This window comes from Nocardia transvalensis (assembly GCF_015477765.1).
GTDB lineage: Bacteria > Actinomycetota > Actinomycetes > Mycobacteriales > Mycobacteriaceae > Nocardia > Nocardia transvalensis_A.
Window position 1 is genome coordinate 1 of the sequence record NZ_JADLQQ010000003.1, and the last position, 17192, is coordinate 17192.

Consider the following 17192-nt stretch of genomic DNA (forward strand, 5'->3'; position numbering starts at 1 on the left):
AGGCAAGCCAATGTGAGAGCCACACCAACGACGACGGTGGGCAGCCGAATGAGAGAGCACCCCCACCGGGCACCTGAACCGAATCCTGGCCGGGATCCGATCTACACACCAGTCTCTAACTAGCCGATGAGCGTGCGTCAGACCGATCGGAGACGGCCCACAGCGCTGCTGGGTGGTCATGTCGTCGGACTGGTCGCTGGCGCCCCACGCCCTGGGCTCTGCGTGGTGAACGGATGTGACTTGCAAAGCCAGCATTTGTCACCAGCTGCGGCACCCGTACCGGTCACTCCAGCTGGAATTGGATCGTGGCAGCCTGCGCGAGGATGGGTAGGAAGCATTCCTCGGCGATGGCTTGGTGTGCTGGGTGGTCGCGGTAGGCGAGGTAGGACTGTTGGTTGGCAAAGTCTTGGACGATGGCGAAGTCGTAGTTCGGTGGGGGTGCGTGCCTGCGTGGACCACTGCGGTTGGGAGTCGATACCGGGCATCGGGACCGAATTCGATGTTTTTGATCTCCGGGATGAACTGGGGCATCTGGGGTCAGTCGCTCGCCGACGAGCTGGATCTGCTCCTGTGTGGTGCCCGGTTTCCAGGTGCACAGCATGACTTGACGAAGGGTGCTCATGTGTTCCTCCTCGGGTTGTTGATCACCGGGCGGGTCAGGCATTGAGCGGCTGTGTCCGTGGGTTGGGCGGGGGCCCGAGGCTGCGGATCGTGGGCTTCGAGTAACGGTGCGGCTCAGCGGGTTTCGATCTTCATGCCGCCCAAGATGCGGCTGCGGGCCAGCTTCTGGTGGGGATAGCCGAGGTCGATCGCGCTGGCGTCGTTCAGGCGGGCCAGCTGGGCGGGGGCGAATTCAACGTCGAGGGCGCCCAGATTGTCCTCCAGCTGAGCCGGGGTGCGGGCGCCGATGATCGGTGCCGTCACGCCGGGGTTCTGCAGGGTCCAGGCGAGCGCGACCTGCGCGGGCGTTCTACCCATGTCGGTCGCAATGTCTTTCACGACGTCCGCGATCGCCAGTCCGCGCTCGGTGAGCGTGCCCTGGGTGCGGGCGACGTTCTTCCGCGAGGCCTCGCGTGAGCCGACGCCCTGCTCGGCCAGGTCGGCGCGACTGTATTTGCCGGTGAGCACTCCGCTGCCCAGTGGCGACCACGGGATCACACCGAGCCCCATCGTGCGCGCCATCGGAATCATGTCGCGTTCGCCGGTTCGTTCGATCAGGCTGTACTCGATCTGCAGCGCCACCAGCGGCGACCACCCACGCAGCTCGGCAATGGCCTGCATGTACGAGACCTCCCAGGCCGGCGCGTTCGAGATCCCCACGTACAGAACCTTGCCCTGACGGACCAGATCGTCCATACCGCGCAGAATCTCCTCCGCCGGGGTCGTAAAGTCCCACACGTGCAGGTAGAACAGGTCGATGTAATCGGTATTCATCCGCCGCAGACTCGATTCCACCGACGCGACCATGCTCTTGCGATGATTGCCACCAGAATTCGGATCGCCCGGTCGCCGCAACTGCGTGTACTTCGTGGCCAGCACCAGGCTTTCGCGATTGTTCCGGGTGAACTCGCCCAGCAGACGCTCGGAGCTGCCGTTGGTGTACCCGCTGGCCGTGTCGACGAAGTTGCCGCCACGCTCGACATAGAGGTCGAACAGCTTGCGCGCGTCGGCGGTGTCGGCGCCCCAGCCCCAATCGGCGCCGAAGGTCATAGCGCCCAGCGCCAGCGGCGAGACCCGCAGCCCGGAGCGGCCCAGCAGCCGGTACGTGTCGAGTGCCAGAGCCATCGTGTCCTCCTGTGTCGTGATCCGTGTGTCGGGAAATCGGTCTGGATCGGAAAGCGACGAGTGCACAGTGGATGCGCCCCTCTGCGTGCGAGGATCTCCTGTCAGGGAGCGACCCCGGAGAACAGGACCGAACCCTGGCCCCTCAGCTGCCAGATACTGGCTATCGGCGCTGTCCAGGTGAGTGCCGTGGTCCGACGCGCAAGCACCGGCGGATCTCTGCGACACTGGCGCCAAACTCCTCCCTCAGTGTCCACCCGAGCCGTACTCCACATACCGATAACCAGTATGTTGCCGCACTCAGGTCCTGGGGAAGGGAGAGTTTTTCCTGGTAACGCCAGTCCCATCCTTGCCGTATGACCAGAGAAATGACGAGCGGCACGATGGGCGCGACCCAGGAATTCGCCGCGCTCCTGCGGGCCCGTCGCGAATATCGCAAATACGGGTGGTCTTGCGTCAATGCCTTGGCGGCATGTCGAAGGCCCGTAACCTGGATGCCAGACTGGCTGCTCGGCCACGGCTCGGTGCGACGCGCGGTAATGCCGCATACCGCGCGATCCGAAGCGGCCATCGCGGACTGTGGACGATCTACGAACAGCGGGAGGCACGGGCCCGACCGGGTAGTTTCGGCGAACGTGGACGCTGAACAGCAGGTCGAACCAGTCCGGTGAGTGCAGTTCGCAAGTGAGGTCCTCGCCGGAGTGTCAGTGCTTCATGGCGCCTGCGGCACAACCACTTCCGACACGCCGCAAACGAACCACAACGACGTGAGACGCCGTCTCAGAGCGTGCCTCGCGGCACAATTTGCAGTCCATTGACGAAGGTATCGAAATCGGATTGATAGGTGTCCCGTTCGGCGGCGGGGGCCTGGGCGGACATCATGATCGGGTAGTTCATTTCGCCTATATCGTAAGAAAACCCGAGAAGCTCCTTGTGAAGGTCCCCATCCGAGGCGGGGGAAATCCCGGTAGTCCTGTAGGCCTCCAGACCGCACACCGAAATGGTCTCAGATCCCGACTCGCGCCATCCGTCGCCCATACTGACACTCATAATGGATGTGGTCCCGCGATCGCGAGCGGGGAGTACGCGGACGGTGACGGTCGCATTGCCTTTACCCAGGGCGATACGTAACACCGAATCGCCGCCTTCTACTGGCGTCTGCTGCCAGGCCGGCAGTTGCGGAACCTGGATTGTGAACGGCACATCAGGGCGCTGTTCGGTGGCGAGCACAGTCCCGGTTGGGGCGCTGGCGTTGCAGGCTGGGTGCGTCGGTGAGTCCGGCTCCGCTCCACCGCAGGCGGTCACACTCGTTGCCACGACGATGGCTAGAACTAGATGCCGAATCTCGATCACGGTTGGCCAGCCTATCCAGTTGAAACCTGGGGCCACACTCACCTGCTGCAAGAGGCTCGCGAAAGCGAACACGTGAAAATGCCCTGAAGGAGTTCCGCCAACCTGCGGCTCGACTCCGGCAGTTCAAGAAGTAATGACATGTCCGCTCATGCCGCCGGTCGGGCGTTCGGGAAGGCGGCATCCGCCAATCAGAAGCACGGGTGTGGGCGGAGTTCTACTTCAAGCTCGAACACGGTTGCATCGCACCGGTATTCACCACATCAGAAAGATCGCCGCTTGACCCACGACGTAGCCGATGACCACCGCGGCCACACCACCGAGCACCACTACCGGCCAGGACTTGCCGCGCCACCGAAGTGTCACCACGACGAGGGTGGTGAGCACGAGAATTCCGACGAGCAAAGCTATGGCAGGTGCGTAATTGGACTCCACGATGGTCGAATCGGCTCGTCGCGAGTCGATGTTTCACCGAGGTTTCGGCTGCCATGAGCATGGGTTCTGGCGCACAAGCGTGATCATTTCGCCGGGGTTTGCAGGTCGACGGCCGAGATCGCCGCCGTGCGACCGGATATCGTCACCGACCCTGCCCACGTGGACACCCTCGCCGCCACCATCGTCCGACTGGTGCAGTCACTGATACTCACTCCCGACGCACCCCCGGTCCTGCCCACCGATGACCAACTCCACGACTACGCCCGCTGGCTGCTACGAACCCTCGCCGCAAACCAATCCTGAACACCACCCACACCCACCGGCCGATGCCTTCGAACGCCCGCTCATGCTGCCTATCGCGTGTTTCGAGTGGGTTGCTGGGGATTGCCATGCCATCGCCGCTCGTGGTCCCGCCCTCGGTCATACCGCCCTCCTCATTTCTGGTATCAGTATCGACATCCGCCCCGTCGGGCTGCGATGAGCCGTCGAGGCCAAGGGAATCCACAGCCTCGATACCGGCCGATCGCGATCAGCTTCCCCATTCGGCGGCCAGTGCGAGCGCCGCCGCTTCCGGGGTATCGAAGTAAGGGCCTCGCGTGCGGCCGGTGCGCGCGCTGACCTTGCGCCACCCATATTCCAGCCGCGCCACGTGCCCGCACGGCCACCCGTTCATCCGCACCTCGCACCAGCGGCCCGCCGACGCCCATGTCGACAACCTCGACCGTGACACGAATATCGGCAGCGGGCTTCTCGTCGCCGGATTCACTCGTGCACATCAGGATTCGTCTCCAGGTAGCGGGTCAGCGCGGCGACGGCGGCCAGTCGAGCCATCACCCGGTCGTAGCTGACCCACCAGTCGGCGGCGGCGATGTGCGGCCACCAGCGGTCGGCGGGCCGCTGCGCCGACCCGTCCGCGTCTCCGGCTGTGCGGTACGCGCCGCCGGTGCGTCCGAGGGCGACCAGCAGCTTGCGGGCGGTCGAGCCCCCGATCCCGGCGCTGGCGGCCAGCTCCTTCGACGTCGTCCCGGGCGCTTGCTGCAGAGCCGCCCACAGCTTGTCGGCGGTCGAGGTCGTCATGGTGGCCGTGTCGGTCATGGTGTCTCCTGCTGCGAGTTCGGTTGGTAGCGCCCCCTTCCGGGGCGTAGCCCCCGGTGTGCTACCGGCGTTTTCGGCTACGACACCATGGACGCTCTTGCGGCCCATGAAGTCAAGCCGAAGGAAACACCAACATCGTTGTGAGAAAACCATTTCCAGTCAGTAGTCGGGTTGACTGTCCGGCTAATCCGAGGGTTCATGGTGTGGCCCAACGCAATCCAGAAACGGAGACGCGATGACCACCAACGACCACACCCACGATCAGCCGCGCGAGAAGGCCCACCCGCGCATGCCTCGAATACCGCAGGGCACCACGCGGATCGACATCGACTAGGGCCCCTGCTACGACCGTGAACGCTACTACGACGCCCATGGGCATTTGATCGAGTCCCGCTACATCGATCCCGAAACCGGCGAACTCGCCGTCTGGAACATCCAGCACGGCAGGTAGTCCGCTGCCGAACGGATCGGCGGACCGGTGGCCGCCCAGCAACTTCCTTCGGTTTGCAAACCAATACGACTCGCAGGTGCCTACCATGTGCGGTACCCAGCTGCCGACGGGCGAGAGCCCGGAAGAAGTGCTCGATGACCAGTTTTGCGGAGGCGACCGCGGCCCGGCGAATCGGCCCGGGACTCTACGGTGTCTCGGTGGACACCGACTACGTTCTCGAGGTGTCGCAGTCTGCTCACGGCGGTTACCTGTTGGCCATCCTGTTGCGCGCCGCACTCGACGCCGTGCCCTTCCCTCACCCGGTGGCGACCAGCGCGCATTTCCTGCGTCCCGGGGTCGCCGGACCGGCACAGGTGCGGGTGGAGACGGTCCGCCAGGGACGGTCCTCGGCCACCCTGCGGGCCGCGTTGATCCAGGCGGACCAGACGATCGTCGAGGCACTGGTCACGACAGCCGCGCTGCCTGCCGACGCGCAGGCCGCATGGACGGTCAGGCCGCCTCGGCTGCCGCCACCGGACGAATGCGTTCCCTTCGATCCGGGTCATCGGCTCAGCCCGGGCCGACGAGTCATGGAGAAACTGGATGCGCGTTTCGACCCCACGACGGTCGGCTGGCTCGACGGAGGGCCGCCGGGAACGCCGGAGATTCGCGCCTACTTCCGGCTCCGAGAGGACTACCCGCCGGACGCGTGCATGATGGCGCTGGCTGTCGACGCCAAGCCCCCCGTAGCGCTGGGCGTGGGGCTCTACGGGCTCATGGTGACCGTCGAACTGACTCTGCATGTCCGGGGCACTCCCGCCCCGGGTTGGCTCACCCTGCGGGCCAGGGGGCAGCAGATCAGCAATCAGTGGTTCGACGAAGACGTGGAGCTGTGGGACTCCACCGATACCCTGGTAGCGCAGAGCCGTCAGCTCATCCGCTTCAAGGGCACCGCGGTGCCACTCAGCCAGTCCTCCTCGCCCTGATACCGGAGGCGGCCAGCGTCCGCCTGGTGGGCCGGATCGGCGGAGAGGGGCCCGCCTCGCTGGCACCGTGCGTCCGGGGGTGTACCGATCTCTCCCCTCCTACAGTTCAGATCGGTACACCCCCGGACATGCTGTGCCGCCCCAGGAGCCCTGTCCGGCGCTCGCACCGGCCGAGCACTGCATGCCACAGCCGTCGACCCCCGGCCCGGAACGACCCCTCGTCACTCGTCCCGTCACCAACGACCGCCCGCCCCTGAACCAAGTCCTCCCGGACTCTGCTCCGCACGGCGGTCCCGCGCGCCCCACCCAGCCTTCACGAAGGAGCACCATTCAGTCGATTGTCTTCACAAGCGTGAACGTTCACGGGTGTGAAGTGTAGCGCCTGAAGTGTTCTTGTGTGCAAATGAGCCGTAGGATCGGTATCACAGCGCACCCGGCCCGGCCAGGATCGGTGGCGCTGAGCACGTCGTGGGTGGTGGGGTTGGGGTAGGGGACGTGGACCAGAAAGGCTCTGAGGATGAGCGAGGGCAAGCAGCCCGCGACCGGCGAGGCGAGGCAGGAGATCACGTTCGCGCAGAAGCTCAACAAGCTTCTGGAGGTGTTGGCCCGCGAAGACGGCCGGGCGATGTCGGCGGCCCGGTTCCTGGAGGACTTCACCGCCAAGACCGGGATGAAGCTCAGCGCCGGGTATCTGTCCGAGTTGCGCAACGGCCGGGTGACGGCGCCGCGCATGGATCTGATCGAGGCGCTGGCGTCGTACTTCCGGGTCAATCCCGCCTACTTCTTCCCCGGCCCGACCGACGAGGAGAATCAGGCGCGGCTGGACCTGCTGGCGTCGATGCGCGACAACCAGGCACAGAACCTGGCCATCCGCGCGTCCGGACTCAGTGCGCCGACGCTGCGGCGGCTGGCAACGATCATCGAGAGCGCGCGGGTCCTGGAGAACCTTCCGGCCACTCCCGGTGGCGAAGAGTTCGGAGAACCCTCGTGAGAGCGGCCCGGCGCGCCCGCAAGCTCTACCGGCAGCTCGTCCGCGAGGACGTGATTCCGCAGCCGTGGGATCTGGACGAGTTCCGCCGCCGGGTCGACGAGTACCGGGGCCGGAGGGTGCAGATCATCGGCCAGCCCGCGGACTTCTGGGTCGACGACGCCGGGTGCGCCGGGGTGTACGCGATGACCTTCGCCGTCGGCGACACCGACATCATGATCGTCCGCGACGACGGGCCAGCGGAGTGGACGGCCCAATGCATCGGCCACGAATACGCTCACCTGCTGCTGAACCACGACCCGCGCGGCGTGATCAGCGTCGAGGAGATCTCACGGCTGTTCGGTGACGATCTGTTCACCGATCCCGAGCACATCCGCAGCCTGCTCGGTGCCCATAAGCGCGCGGACTTGTCCATTCCTATCGAACGAGAAGCCGAGGCGTTCGCCGAACTACTCGCCTTCAGCCCCGCCTACTCTCCCGGTGACCGGCGCACACTCGCGCGGATGCGCTACGGGCTCACCCCACCCCCGGCCCCCCATCAGCGGCCGACAGACTAATCGGGTCGGCGGCCCACCACGGTCACGATCACCTGCGGCACGTCATACACATCCCGATCCGCACACAGCGCGAAGAACCTGTCGAGCGTGCCCGCATCCAGGCCGGCACCGACGAGATCATCGGCCACCCGGCGAATGAGCGGATCCCACCGATCGACGCCAGGACCGCCACCCAACCGGCCCGCGGACGTCCGCACATCCACCACCCGCGCACCGCTCTGCTGCATCACGGCGGGCACGCGCCGCGCCCAGGACAGGTCGAACCCTGTTGTCTGGCAATAGTGTTCGTAGGCACCCAAGACCTCGTTGACCGCCGGATACAGGCTGCAAGTTCCCAACGAGAAGGGCTCGGTGACCACGAAGTAGCCGCCCGGGCGCAGCCATTGCACCACCGTGGCGCAGATGCGGTCGCGGTCGGCCAGATGCGACAGCACGAACCTCGCGTGAACGAGGTCGAAAGTATCAGGGTCACACGCGTATTCGGCGATGTCGGCACGGACGACAGCGCAGTTGCCCGGCAGCGGTTCGGCCTCCAGCAATGTCGTATCGGTATCCAGCGCGACGACCTGCCCGCCGGGAAAGGCGTCAGCAGCCATCCACCAGGCGACAGACCCGTTCCCTGCGCCGATATCGAGCACCCTCGACGCGGTCGGCAGTTCCAGGGCGCTGATCACCGCCCGCGTCGGCTGATCGGCGGCACCGCTGATCACGCGCAGACGCGCCGCGTCGTCCACCCCGCCTGCGCTCAATTTCGAATTCGGCATTCTCACTTCTCTCCGGATCGGCTGATCGCATGATCGGCCTGAGCAACTCGAACGCGATACGCGGCCTTGGCGGGCGACAGATACCAGCCCCGCAACGACTGCGCCCACAACTCCTGCCGCTCGGCCTGCGACCATCCCCGTGCCGCGAGGCCTCGGTAGGCGCGCCAGAACTCCACCACCGCACGACCGTAATGCATCGCCCGTCCACCCACGATCCACCAGACAGCCCCGGTGAGAGTCATCACCGTGGCCGGAAACCAGCCACCGTTGGCCACGGTGGTCAACACCGGGTAGCGGCGTTCGGTCACCAGCACCCCCACGAGTGTGAGCCAATACGCGCCCGACGCGGAGAATCCCACCACGTACCACCACACACCGATCCGCTCCCACCGCGCGGTGGAAGGAACCATCGACAGGTCACGAAACACCGCGACCAGCACCGTAGCGTGCGCGATCAGATGCCAGCTGATCAGCACCCACCAGTACACCGAGGTCGCGGGCACATCGAGCGAGGTCACGCAGCCAGCCGGAGACGGCACGAACGTGACCGCCATCCACCACACCCCCGACGCGACGACAATCCCCACTGCCGCCGCGCTCGCGGCCGACCGGACCCCACGCGGAGCCGCCACCGCGAAGATCATCAGCCCCGAGGTGACCACGTTCCACACATTCAGGAAGACGTTGCACGGCCGGTCCGAACCGATCAGCTCAGCGACCCGGACCGCGACCGGGGGCAGGAACAGGGTGGCGACCAGGGCATAGGCAGCCGTCGCGAACAACACCTCCCGATGCGGCTCACCACGGCGCACCACCAACTGGATCACGATCCCGATCCACAACAGGACCGCGGAGACCACCGTCGCCGACACCACCGCCGACTGCATCAACCGCACCTTCCACTTCCCGAACACCCCCATATGCCGCAACATCCGAACACGACCCTCCCCAGCCTCGCAACGCGAGCGTGACCGGCCCGCCAACAACCCCTATCCCCCACGATCACCACTCGACCAGCCAGGGAACGAGCCCGGGTGCCCACCACAACGCCCAGCCCCCGGAGACCTGGCGACACCTACCGGTTGCCCGGTGCCGCCTCCGTCGCCCTCACAGTGCCGGGCGCTCGCTGCGCCTCGCCGCGCGCCGAACCGCCCGCGCCTCCACCAGATTCCAGCGCGGTGCACCCGCATCCCGCCCGTGCCGCGCTCGCAACAGCCAGAGCCCACGCCAACTCCGCCTTTTCCACCCACGGGGGAGCACCCGAAAACCGGGCAAACCGCCCGCGGTCAACACGCGGTCAACAAATATGCCGATCGGCACGAAACGAAAAACCGCTGGTAGAAGCCCATATCCGGGCACCACCAGCGGTTTTGGCCGCGGAGGATAGGGGATTTGAACCCCTGAGGGCGTTAACCCAACCCGCGTTCCAGGCGAGCGCCATAGGCCACTAGGCGAATCCTCCGCCGAGCAGCATACAGTCTGCTGGGTACCGGTGTAAAAACGGCCCCCAACCTGCGGCTCTGCACAGCTGTCGTGACTCACGCCACTACACCTCGCAGCGCCGTCGTCGAGTCATCTTGGTCTACAGTCAATGCGTCACCGACCATTCAGCTCGCGCTAGTAGCTCATCGAAGGTCAGCACCTCTGGATCGACTTGGTTGCGGCGATACAGTTCGAACGATCGGATCTTGTCTCTGTGATGTCCTCCGTCCTTGCCCAGAAACTCGTCGAGCTGCCCAATGACCAGGTACGAGCGGGGACGCAGCAGGTAGGTGTAGTCTCCAGGGATTTCGCTCCCGTCAGATGCATTGCTTTGCAGGCGCTCGTCAATCTTGTTCACCGCCAAGTGAACTGTGCTCACCGCCTGAGCTACACCGCGCGACAGGTCGGTGGACGGCGGCCAGCATCCTGACCTGTACTCCTTTGACAGAAGGTTCGCCTTGTGAGTCTTGATTTCGGCGAACACCAGCGACCTGATTCGCCCAGATGTCCGGAGCAGCGCGTCGGTTCGTTTGCCGACCCCAGAGATCGATGCTCCGGTGACCACCTGTTCCAATTTCTCGTCGCTCCAGGAGGTTAGCAGCTGTCCAGCTAGCGATACGCCGAAGATCCAGGGGTTGTCTTCGAAGAAGCGTTGCCATACTCGCTCCGGCCCACAGCCACCTACTCTGGCCTCCTCCTCGTCGAAGTAGTCGTCGTCGGCCAACAAGCGCCGGAATCGTTCGACCTGACGTCTGCGATGTGCCATCGCAACAACATCGCGTGCAGCCTCATCGTCAGCAATAAGTTGACGAAACCGCTCCGGATCGGCCCTATAAGCGGCAACCAGCCGATCTTCCTCATCAGTGGTCATACCCACCGCATGTTCCGCCGAAGAGCCGGTGCCCGTTGGATCCTCGATCTTGTCGTACTCGTCGCTGTCCCTGGCATGCTCGGTTGTTGAACGGAGGGCCAGATGGATTCGCGGAGCAGAGTCGAACGGATCGGGCTCCCCGGCGAACAGGCGTATTCCGTTCAATTGACGTAGCCGCAGCACCGGGACGGTCTGGTTTTGAGTTCTCGCCGTGTCAGGGTGTGGTTCGACATCTGGGACAACTGGCTTACGACGGAGCCTGTCCCGCGCGGTATGGCCAATTTTCCTTGTGCCAGCCCTGGCCAATCGATCGACAGGTTTGCCCTGGTCCACGGCAAATTCACCTATATAAAGGCAGTCGCTCTCACGGAGCTCAAAGACACGCAGCGGTAGCCCTCTGTTGATGTGGCCGATAAGAGCGTGATTCTCGTGAGCGATTCCATACCCCTCATCGGCGGGATGGCCAGGCACAAGGAGAGTCTCGTCGACCCAGGTGGGTGTGAGATAAGCGAACTCACCAATTCTCTTGATGAACAGGAAGATGTTGGGGGTTCGAGCGCATACGGCGATTGGCCCCGGCGTGCCGCCGTAGACGCGATGCAACTCGGACCGTCCGAGGACCGTGCCCGGAGCGATGTCCCACGCAAGCGGCCATTCGGAAGGCGGCTGCGAACCTTCAGCTAACCGCTTGAGTGTGAGCCATCGGTCGTCTGTAAGTTCCAGCGCATCAATAGAAGAACCGTATCGACGGGCAAGAGCCCGCGCTTGCTTGACCAACCCGGACAGGGATGCGGTCCGTAACGTCTCCTCCAACAGTGGTTTTCCGAGGAGTAGCACGTCGAAATTGACTCTGATGTTGGACCTGTCCGGCTTCGGCGCGGGCTCAGTACTGCTTCCTGACGCACCTGACCGTGATGGCAGTGCCTCCCAGACCGCCGCTTTCAACGGCTCAACCGCTGGTGTCGCCATCGTGATACGACCGATGGCGGCGATCCCGCTCGCGGTAGCTTTTCCACTTCGCCATAGGATTACGTCATCGCCCACCGCAGCGGACAGCGGGGCCGTAAGTGAAGAACAGTGTGCGTCATCCCAGTTGCCGGATGCGTCACTGACATAGCTTCCGACCTTATCGCTCGCTATCACCAGCCATCGATTCGTCATCCGCGCCCCTCATCCCAACCCGACAAAAGGGACTGGACTGTCGTTGCACTGGCGGTCGGTGCTGTGCCTGCACGCGCTGCGGTCTGAGTGGTCATGGCCACCCGGAGCACCGACAGCTGGAACATCTCGCCGGCCTTCAACGCGAGGGTAGTCACACTGATTGAGCTGCATCGTATTCCTGAACAGTCGAGAGCTGACTCTGCCATGAGGATTACACCTAATGATGCAGAAGGGTACCGACAAGTTCGCCGTTCCCGCCCCACTCGCGCCGCCGTCGTTGCTTTGCTGTCGACCGTCAGGTTTCTTGCGACGCAAACAATCCGACCGGTCGTGCGATTTCAGCGGTCTGAAAGCCGTTGACAGAAAGGCTTTTGTCGGTGCCCGATGCCACCATGCAGTGGTGCCGCATCAGGTGGCTCAACGACGGGGGTGCGGCTGATCGCCGAAACGTCTTGATAGCAAAGGAGTTTATTACCATGGGTTACATCTATTGCTTCCGTATGGGGCCGTGGCGATCTGTTCAAGATCGGAAAACAGTGAACGGCCTCGACCTACGACGCGGACAATTGCAGGTTGGCTGCCCTAAGACGCTCACCCTGTTCGATCATATCGAGACCAAGTATGCCCTTGAGGGGGAGCAATTCATCAAGCGTCGGTACGCAGCCAGACTGGTGCGTCCCCGCAGTGAGATCTTCCGGCTCACCCAGGACGAGGCGCGAGACGTGATGGCAGCGGCGCGGCTGTACCTCAAAAGCGAGTTGCCCAGGCGGCGCGATGAGGACACGCGCGTGTCCGAATCGGCGTCTGCTGGAGTTGGCTGCAGAGAAGGCGCGGCTCGAAGGGCAGGTCAAGGATCTCGATGCTCAGATCGCGCGATCGGAAGCAACGGTGAAGATCGCTATCGGCACCGCACAGGGAATTGCTGGCATCGCCACATGGACGATGGGCGAGGGGCGAGGGGCGACGACGATTCAACGCCGAACTGGTCAAGGCCGCCGATCCGGACTGTACGACAGTTATGTGGAACCGCAATTCGACGCCGGGAAATTCAAAGCCGATCGTGGCGCCAAAGAGTACAACCTCTATATGGAATCCGAGATTATCCGCAAATTCCAGCTGATCGACGACACTAATCAGGAGAACTAACGGCCGGTGGCCGTGGGCTCCCCCGCGGCCACCCCATACCTACCCGGACAACACCGACTTCACGGTCTGTCAGTAGGACGGAATCCGGTGCTCGCCTGAGTCTTCGGCATCACCAGATCAGCGACCTCCGGCTCGTCGACCTCGCGCACGTCCAGGTGTCGGGTACACCAGTTGCAAACGTTCCGCTGGTGGTTTGTTCAGATAGTCCGCCCACCGGCACCCGGACACGTGCAGACAGGAATCCACGCCGTTATTACAGCGTCGACAGAGCAATCCACGAACAAACCCCGTCTGGTGATCGTGGTCGACGACCATCGCCGGGGCGTAGCGGCACGCGTGGCAGGTCCGGCCGAACTCGTTGCTCAGCTGCCGGAATAGCTGTCCGATCGGGCCGGACGGGTCCTTGTGCTCCGGCCACCACACTCGTGACTCCGCGGTCGAGCATCGCTGTACCCACGGCACGTCCCCAGGCCGGCAGACCGTCGTGGTCAGCTCCACCGGCCAGTCGTAGCACTCCCACCACTGCACCTTGTCGTGGTCATACGTACCATCCGGTAGCCGAGGTGCCCATTCCTGGAAGCGGGTGCCATCGGTCCACCAGTGGTAGTCCTCCCGGTGTGTGGTCAGGCCCGTGATAGCCGGTTCGTCGCGACCTCGCACATATCGTTCGGCGCAGACGAGTCGTTCACCGAGCCGAAGGTGATACCGGCCATCGGTACCCAAAACCGCTTCAAGCTCCTGATCGGTCGTGGTGACATGCCACCAGGCACATGTCTTTTCGGCCATGGCCACGACAAAATCCTGCACCGTCGTGTAGCGGGCCGGAATCGACGCCCTATTGGCCAACGTCGCCAGCCAGTGAACCTGTCTATGGGATGGAAGATCATTGAGGCTCTTCGGTTTGACGGGATTGCCATCGGAGATCTGAGGCGTTGTGCGACGGAGCATTTCGTCGATGATCTGGTTTCGGGCGGTACGGATGAGGTAGTCGCGCCGCCGCTGCGCCGCTTCACGCAGGGGTTGCTCGGCTGCCTCAATAGTCCGATGAACAGGGACGACCACCTGTCCGTCGGCGGGTATAGGCCGATCGGGGCGGCTGACAATCCGCTTGAGATGCCACTCCTCCCCGACGTACTCACCCACATACCGCCGCTCGAACATCGCCCAGGTCCTGGTGCCCCATTCCTTTCCCTGACGACTGTGGATCCGTCCGTCCGGCCCCACGACATACGGATGAGTACAACCGCTGGGGTCCACCAGCAACTCCTTGTGGATTCGCGCGAGTTCCTGCTCCAGCCACCGGTCGGGCTCATCCGACACGCAGATCCAGTCTCGTTGAGCAGCCTCCATTCCCATGCGACGCAGTATGCCCCAGGGCACTGACAACGAGAGCTACGTCGCGGGGCGTCCCTATCCGAAGCCCGGGACAGGCGAGGTCATTTAGGCAGCAGGGGAGCAGAAGATGTAGCGAGAAGCCAAGAGATCCCACTCCGAACCACCTCACCTGAAGGTGTTGACCAAGTCAACACCTCGCCTAACGTTTGTGTCGCCCATCGCGCCGAATGGTCGTGAAGTGCTGCGAAAACAACAAAAGTGATGTTTCACCTGCGGTTGAACAGGGGTTCAAATCCCCTATCCTCCGCCACGGCAAACGCCTCTGACCTGAGCCTAGCGGCCTGGTCAGAGGCGTTTTTCGCATCGCGGGACAACCCGTCCGCGTCATGCGGGTGTGGCCGTGGCTTGTTCGGTGATTTCGAGTACGGCGCAGGTGAAGCGGAAGCCCAGGCCCGTGCCGAAAACCAGAATGGAGTCTCCGGGCCGAAGTGACTGTTCGCGGATGACGTGGTCGAGTCCGAGTAGCTGGTCGCAGGAACCGACGTGGCCGAGCTGACGTTGCAGTGACCATGTGGTCCGGTCGACCGGGATGCCCAACGGTTCCAGAACGAGCGCGGACAGCGGAGCGAGCCCCAATCCCGTGATGACAACGCGGGTCAGATCTTCGGGTTTGATTTCGGCTGCTTTCAGGGCTCGGGAAATGATGTCCTGCATTGCCCCTCCGAGAGTTTCCTGGTGGGGTTCGAGATTTTCCTCCATGACAAGTATCGGCCCGCTCGACTTGCCGTGTTTGGTTACGGTAGCCAGGTTTTCGAGTTCGGGAACCGAACGGTGGACGGTAGAAATGAGACGGGCAAATCCGCCATCTTTGGTTAGAACAACGGCTGCGGCGCCATCGGCAAGGAACAAGCCCATGGCGGGACATACTGCCTATCCACCAAAGTCCGGTGGGCCGATCAGTGCGCGAGGTCGATGCCCGAGCCCGGTGCGTTGATGCCGGGGATGTCGGCACCCAGGGACATGATTTGGTCGAGTGGATTGGCGAACTGTGTTACGCGGGCGATTTTGCCGTGGTGGAAGTGGATTTCTCCGCGAAATCGGGCGCGGTAGGGGCGGCCGCTCAGGCGGGCCGAAAGATCACCCTCGGCGTCGGCGAGCCAGGTGTGCGGGGTGGCGAGCGGGCGAATTCTGATGTGCGCCAGCCCGCCCGGGCTCCACAGTTCGGCGAAGCCGTTCAATGCCCGGGCGCGCAGCTCGTCTCGGCCGGCGATCCGATCGGGTAGGCCGGGCATATGGCAGGGCCAGCTGTATTCGACGTCGTTGGTGACCATATCCAGCATCGAGGCGTGATCGTGGGCGAACAACAGATCGTAGTAGCGTTCGACCGCATCGTGCTCCCACCTCGTATCGTCGATATCGTCGGGCGATATCCAGTCGTACGACGCGAGCTGGACCAGCGGATTGTGCAGCACGGTGAGGTGGGCTATTTTGCCGTCTTCCATGCGGAAATTGGCGAGGTACCGGTTTCGATAGGTGCGCTGCGTCGCGCGCACCACCATGCAACCTTCGAGGTGCGCCAGCCATCTGCCGTGCTGCGGCAGCTTTTTCACGGTGTCGACGCGCATGGAGAACGGCGCGGGTTCATAGATCGCCAAGAGCGCCAAAGCTTCTCGGATCTGCGCACGCCCGACCATCGCGGTTGGGAAGCCCGGCGGCTGAAAGGGAACCACCACGGCCGAGTCCTCGGCGAACAGCGCCATGACGCCCTCGACGTCGCGGCCCGACAGCCGTGCGGCGAACTCATCGATGACGGCACTGTCCTCGAGCGGGAACACCGATGAATCAGCCATGCCCGCTTCCTTCCTTCGAAGCATTGAGGTTGAAGCCATAATGCAATGGCAAATCAACAGCAAACAATGCTTCGAGATCTCCGTCACATGTTCGGGCGTCGCGGCCTACACCTCGATTCCGACTCGCGGATAGCGGTCGGTGTTCAAGGGCTGGCCGGGCTCGAGGTCCGGGACGTGGTCCTGGTATCCGGAGCCCTGCCTGGGGCGGAAGACGGCGTCGGCGTCCATGTAGACCGATGTCAGGGAGATGCGGTCGACGTCGGTCTCATTGGTACCGGCCAGATGGATGAGGCGGGCATGGTGGAACGTGCAGTCACCCGCCCGCAGCGGGACCGTGACCCGCGGTCGCCACCGCAGCCCCGGACGCCGCTCGAACGGGTCGTCGAAGGTCGGTTCCTCGCCGTCGGGCCAGTGGTGGGAGCCGGGGATGAAGGTCAGGCAGCCGCGCTCCACCGGGACATCCACCAGGGCGACCCACGCCGTCAGGGTCACCGGCGCCCCGCCGATCGGAAAGGCCGGCTCATCGAGGTGCAACGGCGTCGGCGCCCCGCCGGTGCGGCGCTTGCGCAGCAGTTCGGACTTGAACATGCGCAGCGGCCGCCCGGCCAGCCGTTCCGCGATCCCGGTGATGCCCGGATGCAGCGCGAGCCGCCGCATGAGTTCACTCTTGCGTTCCGGCTCGACCACCCAATCCATCACCTTCCCACCGTCGGGATGGTCCCAGTACGCGTTGTCGTTCGCCCGGTCGAGCTGTTCGCGGGCGTCGGCCAGGAATTCCCCCACCTCCTCCTCGGTCAACACATTCTGAACGTGCAGATACCCCTCCGTGCGGTACCGCGCCACGGCCTCATCGGAAAACGTCTGGACCGTAATGGTTTCGGTGGTCGTAGCCGACACCGAATGCTCTCGCATCTCATTCACGCCACCCACGGTAGGCACCGGTTGGGCCACTTGGTGTCC

18 protein-coding genes and 1 tRNA gene are annotated in these 17192 nt (G+C 63.9%); 5 read left to right on the forward strand and 14 right to left on the reverse strand.

Annotated elements, in window-relative coordinates:
• Window positions 1-283: 283 nt before the first annotated feature.
• The 4 genes from IU452_RS08005 to IU452_RS08020 all read right to left on the reverse strand — a co-directional run bounded on the left by IU452_RS08005 (window position 284) and on the right by IU452_RS08020 (window position 3567).
• On the reverse strand, window positions 284-622 hold the full coding sequence (locus IU452_RS08005) for a Dabb family protein (RefSeq protein ID WP_195108325.1): 339 nt from the start codon (window positions 620-622) through the stop codon (window positions 284-286).
• A gap of 113 nt (window positions 623-735) precedes the next feature.
• Window positions 736-1785 (reverse strand): aldo/keto reductase, encoded by a 1050-nt coding sequence (locus IU452_RS08010; RefSeq protein WP_195108326.1) that lies wholly within the window; start codon window positions 1783-1785, stop codon window positions 736-738.
• Window positions 1786-2562: 777 nt separating this feature from the next.
• Complete coding sequence (locus tag IU452_RS08015) at window positions 2563-3135, reverse strand: hypothetical protein (protein WP_195108327.1); 573 nt, start codon at window positions 3133-3135, stop codon at window positions 2563-2565.
• Window positions 3136-3387: 252 nt separating this feature from the next.
• Entirely contained in the window at window positions 3388-3567 is a 180-nt protein-coding gene (locus IU452_RS08020; protein ID WP_195108328.1) for a hypothetical protein, read from the reverse strand.
• A 159-nt stretch (window positions 3568-3726) separates the two neighbouring features.
• Between IU452_RS08020 and IU452_RS08025 the strand changes: the two genes are divergently transcribed.
• Window positions 3727-3870 carry a hypothetical protein gene (locus IU452_RS08025; protein WP_228817041.1) on the forward strand — a complete coding sequence of 48 codons (144 nt, stop codon included), beginning with the start codon at window positions 3727-3729 and terminating at the stop codon, window positions 3868-3870.
• Between the two features lie 226 nt (window positions 3871-4096).
• On the opposite strand, the gene IU452_RS08030 is transcribed toward IU452_RS08025, so the two are convergent.
• Window positions 4097-4240, reverse strand: coding sequence for a hypothetical protein (locus IU452_RS08030; protein WP_195108330.1), 144 nt, complete (start codon window positions 4238-4240; stop codon window positions 4097-4099).
• 89 nt (window positions 4241-4329) lie between these two features.
• Window positions 4330-4662 carry a hypothetical protein gene (locus tag IU452_RS08035; protein ID WP_195108331.1) on the reverse strand — a complete coding sequence of 111 codons (333 nt, stop codon included), beginning with the start codon at window positions 4660-4662 and terminating at the stop codon, window positions 4330-4332.
• Between the two features lie 585 nt (window positions 4663-5247).
• Here IU452_RS08035 and IU452_RS08040 point away from each other — a divergent pair.
• The 3 genes from IU452_RS08040 to IU452_RS08050 all read left to right on the forward strand — a co-directional run bounded on the left by IU452_RS08040 (window position 5248) and on the right by IU452_RS08050 (window position 7623).
• The gene (locus IU452_RS08040; RefSeq protein WP_195108332.1) at window positions 5248-6078 is read left to right on the forward strand and encodes a thioesterase family protein; all 831 of its coding nucleotides are present in this window, start codon (window positions 5248-5250) and stop codon (window positions 6076-6078) included.
• A gap of 517 nt (window positions 6079-6595) precedes the next feature.
• Window positions 6596-7069, forward strand: a complete 474-nt coding sequence (locus IU452_RS08045) for a transcriptional regulator (protein ID WP_195108333.1) — start codon at window positions 6596-6598, stop codon at window positions 7067-7069.
• Entirely contained in the window at window positions 7066-7623 is a 558-nt protein-coding gene (locus IU452_RS08050) for a hypothetical protein (protein WP_195108334.1), read from the forward strand. The genes IU452_RS08045 and IU452_RS08050 overlap by 4 nt, the downstream gene beginning before the upstream one ends.
• Here IU452_RS08050 and IU452_RS08055 read toward each other — a convergent pair.
• From IU452_RS08055 to IU452_RS38005, 4 genes are all read right to left on the reverse strand, one after another.
• Complete coding sequence (locus IU452_RS08055) at window positions 7620-8387, reverse strand: class I SAM-dependent methyltransferase (RefSeq protein WP_195108335.1); 768 nt, start codon at window positions 8385-8387, stop codon at window positions 7620-7622. The two genes, IU452_RS08050 and IU452_RS08055, sit on opposite strands and share 4 nt — an antisense overlap.
• Window positions 8388-8389: 2 nt before the next feature.
• On the reverse strand, window positions 8390-9307 hold the full coding sequence (locus IU452_RS08060; RefSeq protein ID WP_195108336.1) for a hypothetical protein: 918 nt from the start codon (window positions 9305-9307) through the stop codon (window positions 8390-8392).
• A 457-nt stretch (window positions 9308-9764) separates the two neighbouring features.
• Window positions 9765-9849 (reverse strand) — tRNA-Ser (locus tag IU452_RS08065).
• 126 nt (window positions 9850-9975) lie between these two features.
• Window positions 9976-11901 carry a Shedu immune nuclease family protein gene (locus IU452_RS38005; RefSeq protein WP_228817043.1) on the reverse strand — a complete coding sequence of 642 codons (1926 nt, stop codon included), beginning with the start codon at window positions 11899-11901 and terminating at the stop codon, window positions 9976-9978.
• Between the two features lie 774 nt (window positions 11902-12675).
• Between IU452_RS38005 and IU452_RS08075 the strand changes: the two genes are divergently transcribed.
• Window positions 12676-13047 (forward strand): hypothetical protein, encoded by a 372-nt coding sequence (locus IU452_RS08075; RefSeq protein WP_195108337.1) that lies wholly within the window; start codon window positions 12676-12678, stop codon window positions 13045-13047.
• 117 nt (window positions 13048-13164) lie between these two features.
• Here the strand turns inward: IU452_RS08075 and IU452_RS38010 are convergent, their stop codons facing one another.
• From IU452_RS38010 to IU452_RS08095, 4 genes are all read right to left on the reverse strand, one after another.
• Entirely contained in the window at window positions 13165-14403 is a 1239-nt protein-coding gene (locus tag IU452_RS38010; protein WP_228817045.1) for an endonuclease domain-containing protein, read from the reverse strand.
• A gap of 363 nt (window positions 14404-14766) precedes the next feature.
• On the reverse strand, window positions 14767-15297 hold the full coding sequence (locus IU452_RS08085) for a 3-oxoacyl-[acyl-carrier-protein] synthase III C-terminal domain-containing protein (protein ID WP_195108338.1): 531 nt from the start codon (window positions 15295-15297) through the stop codon (window positions 14767-14769).
• A gap of 41 nt (window positions 15298-15338) precedes the next feature.
• Window positions 15339-16319 (reverse strand): nuclear transport factor 2 family protein, encoded by a 981-nt coding sequence (locus tag IU452_RS08090; protein WP_195108339.1) that lies wholly within the window; start codon window positions 16317-16319, stop codon window positions 15339-15341.
• Between the two features lie 18 nt (window positions 16320-16337).
• Window positions 16338-17144, reverse strand: coding sequence for a phytanoyl-CoA dioxygenase family protein (locus tag IU452_RS08095; protein ID WP_195108951.1), 807 nt, complete (start codon window positions 17142-17144; stop codon window positions 16338-16340).
• Window positions 17145-17192 lie beyond the last annotated feature (48 nt).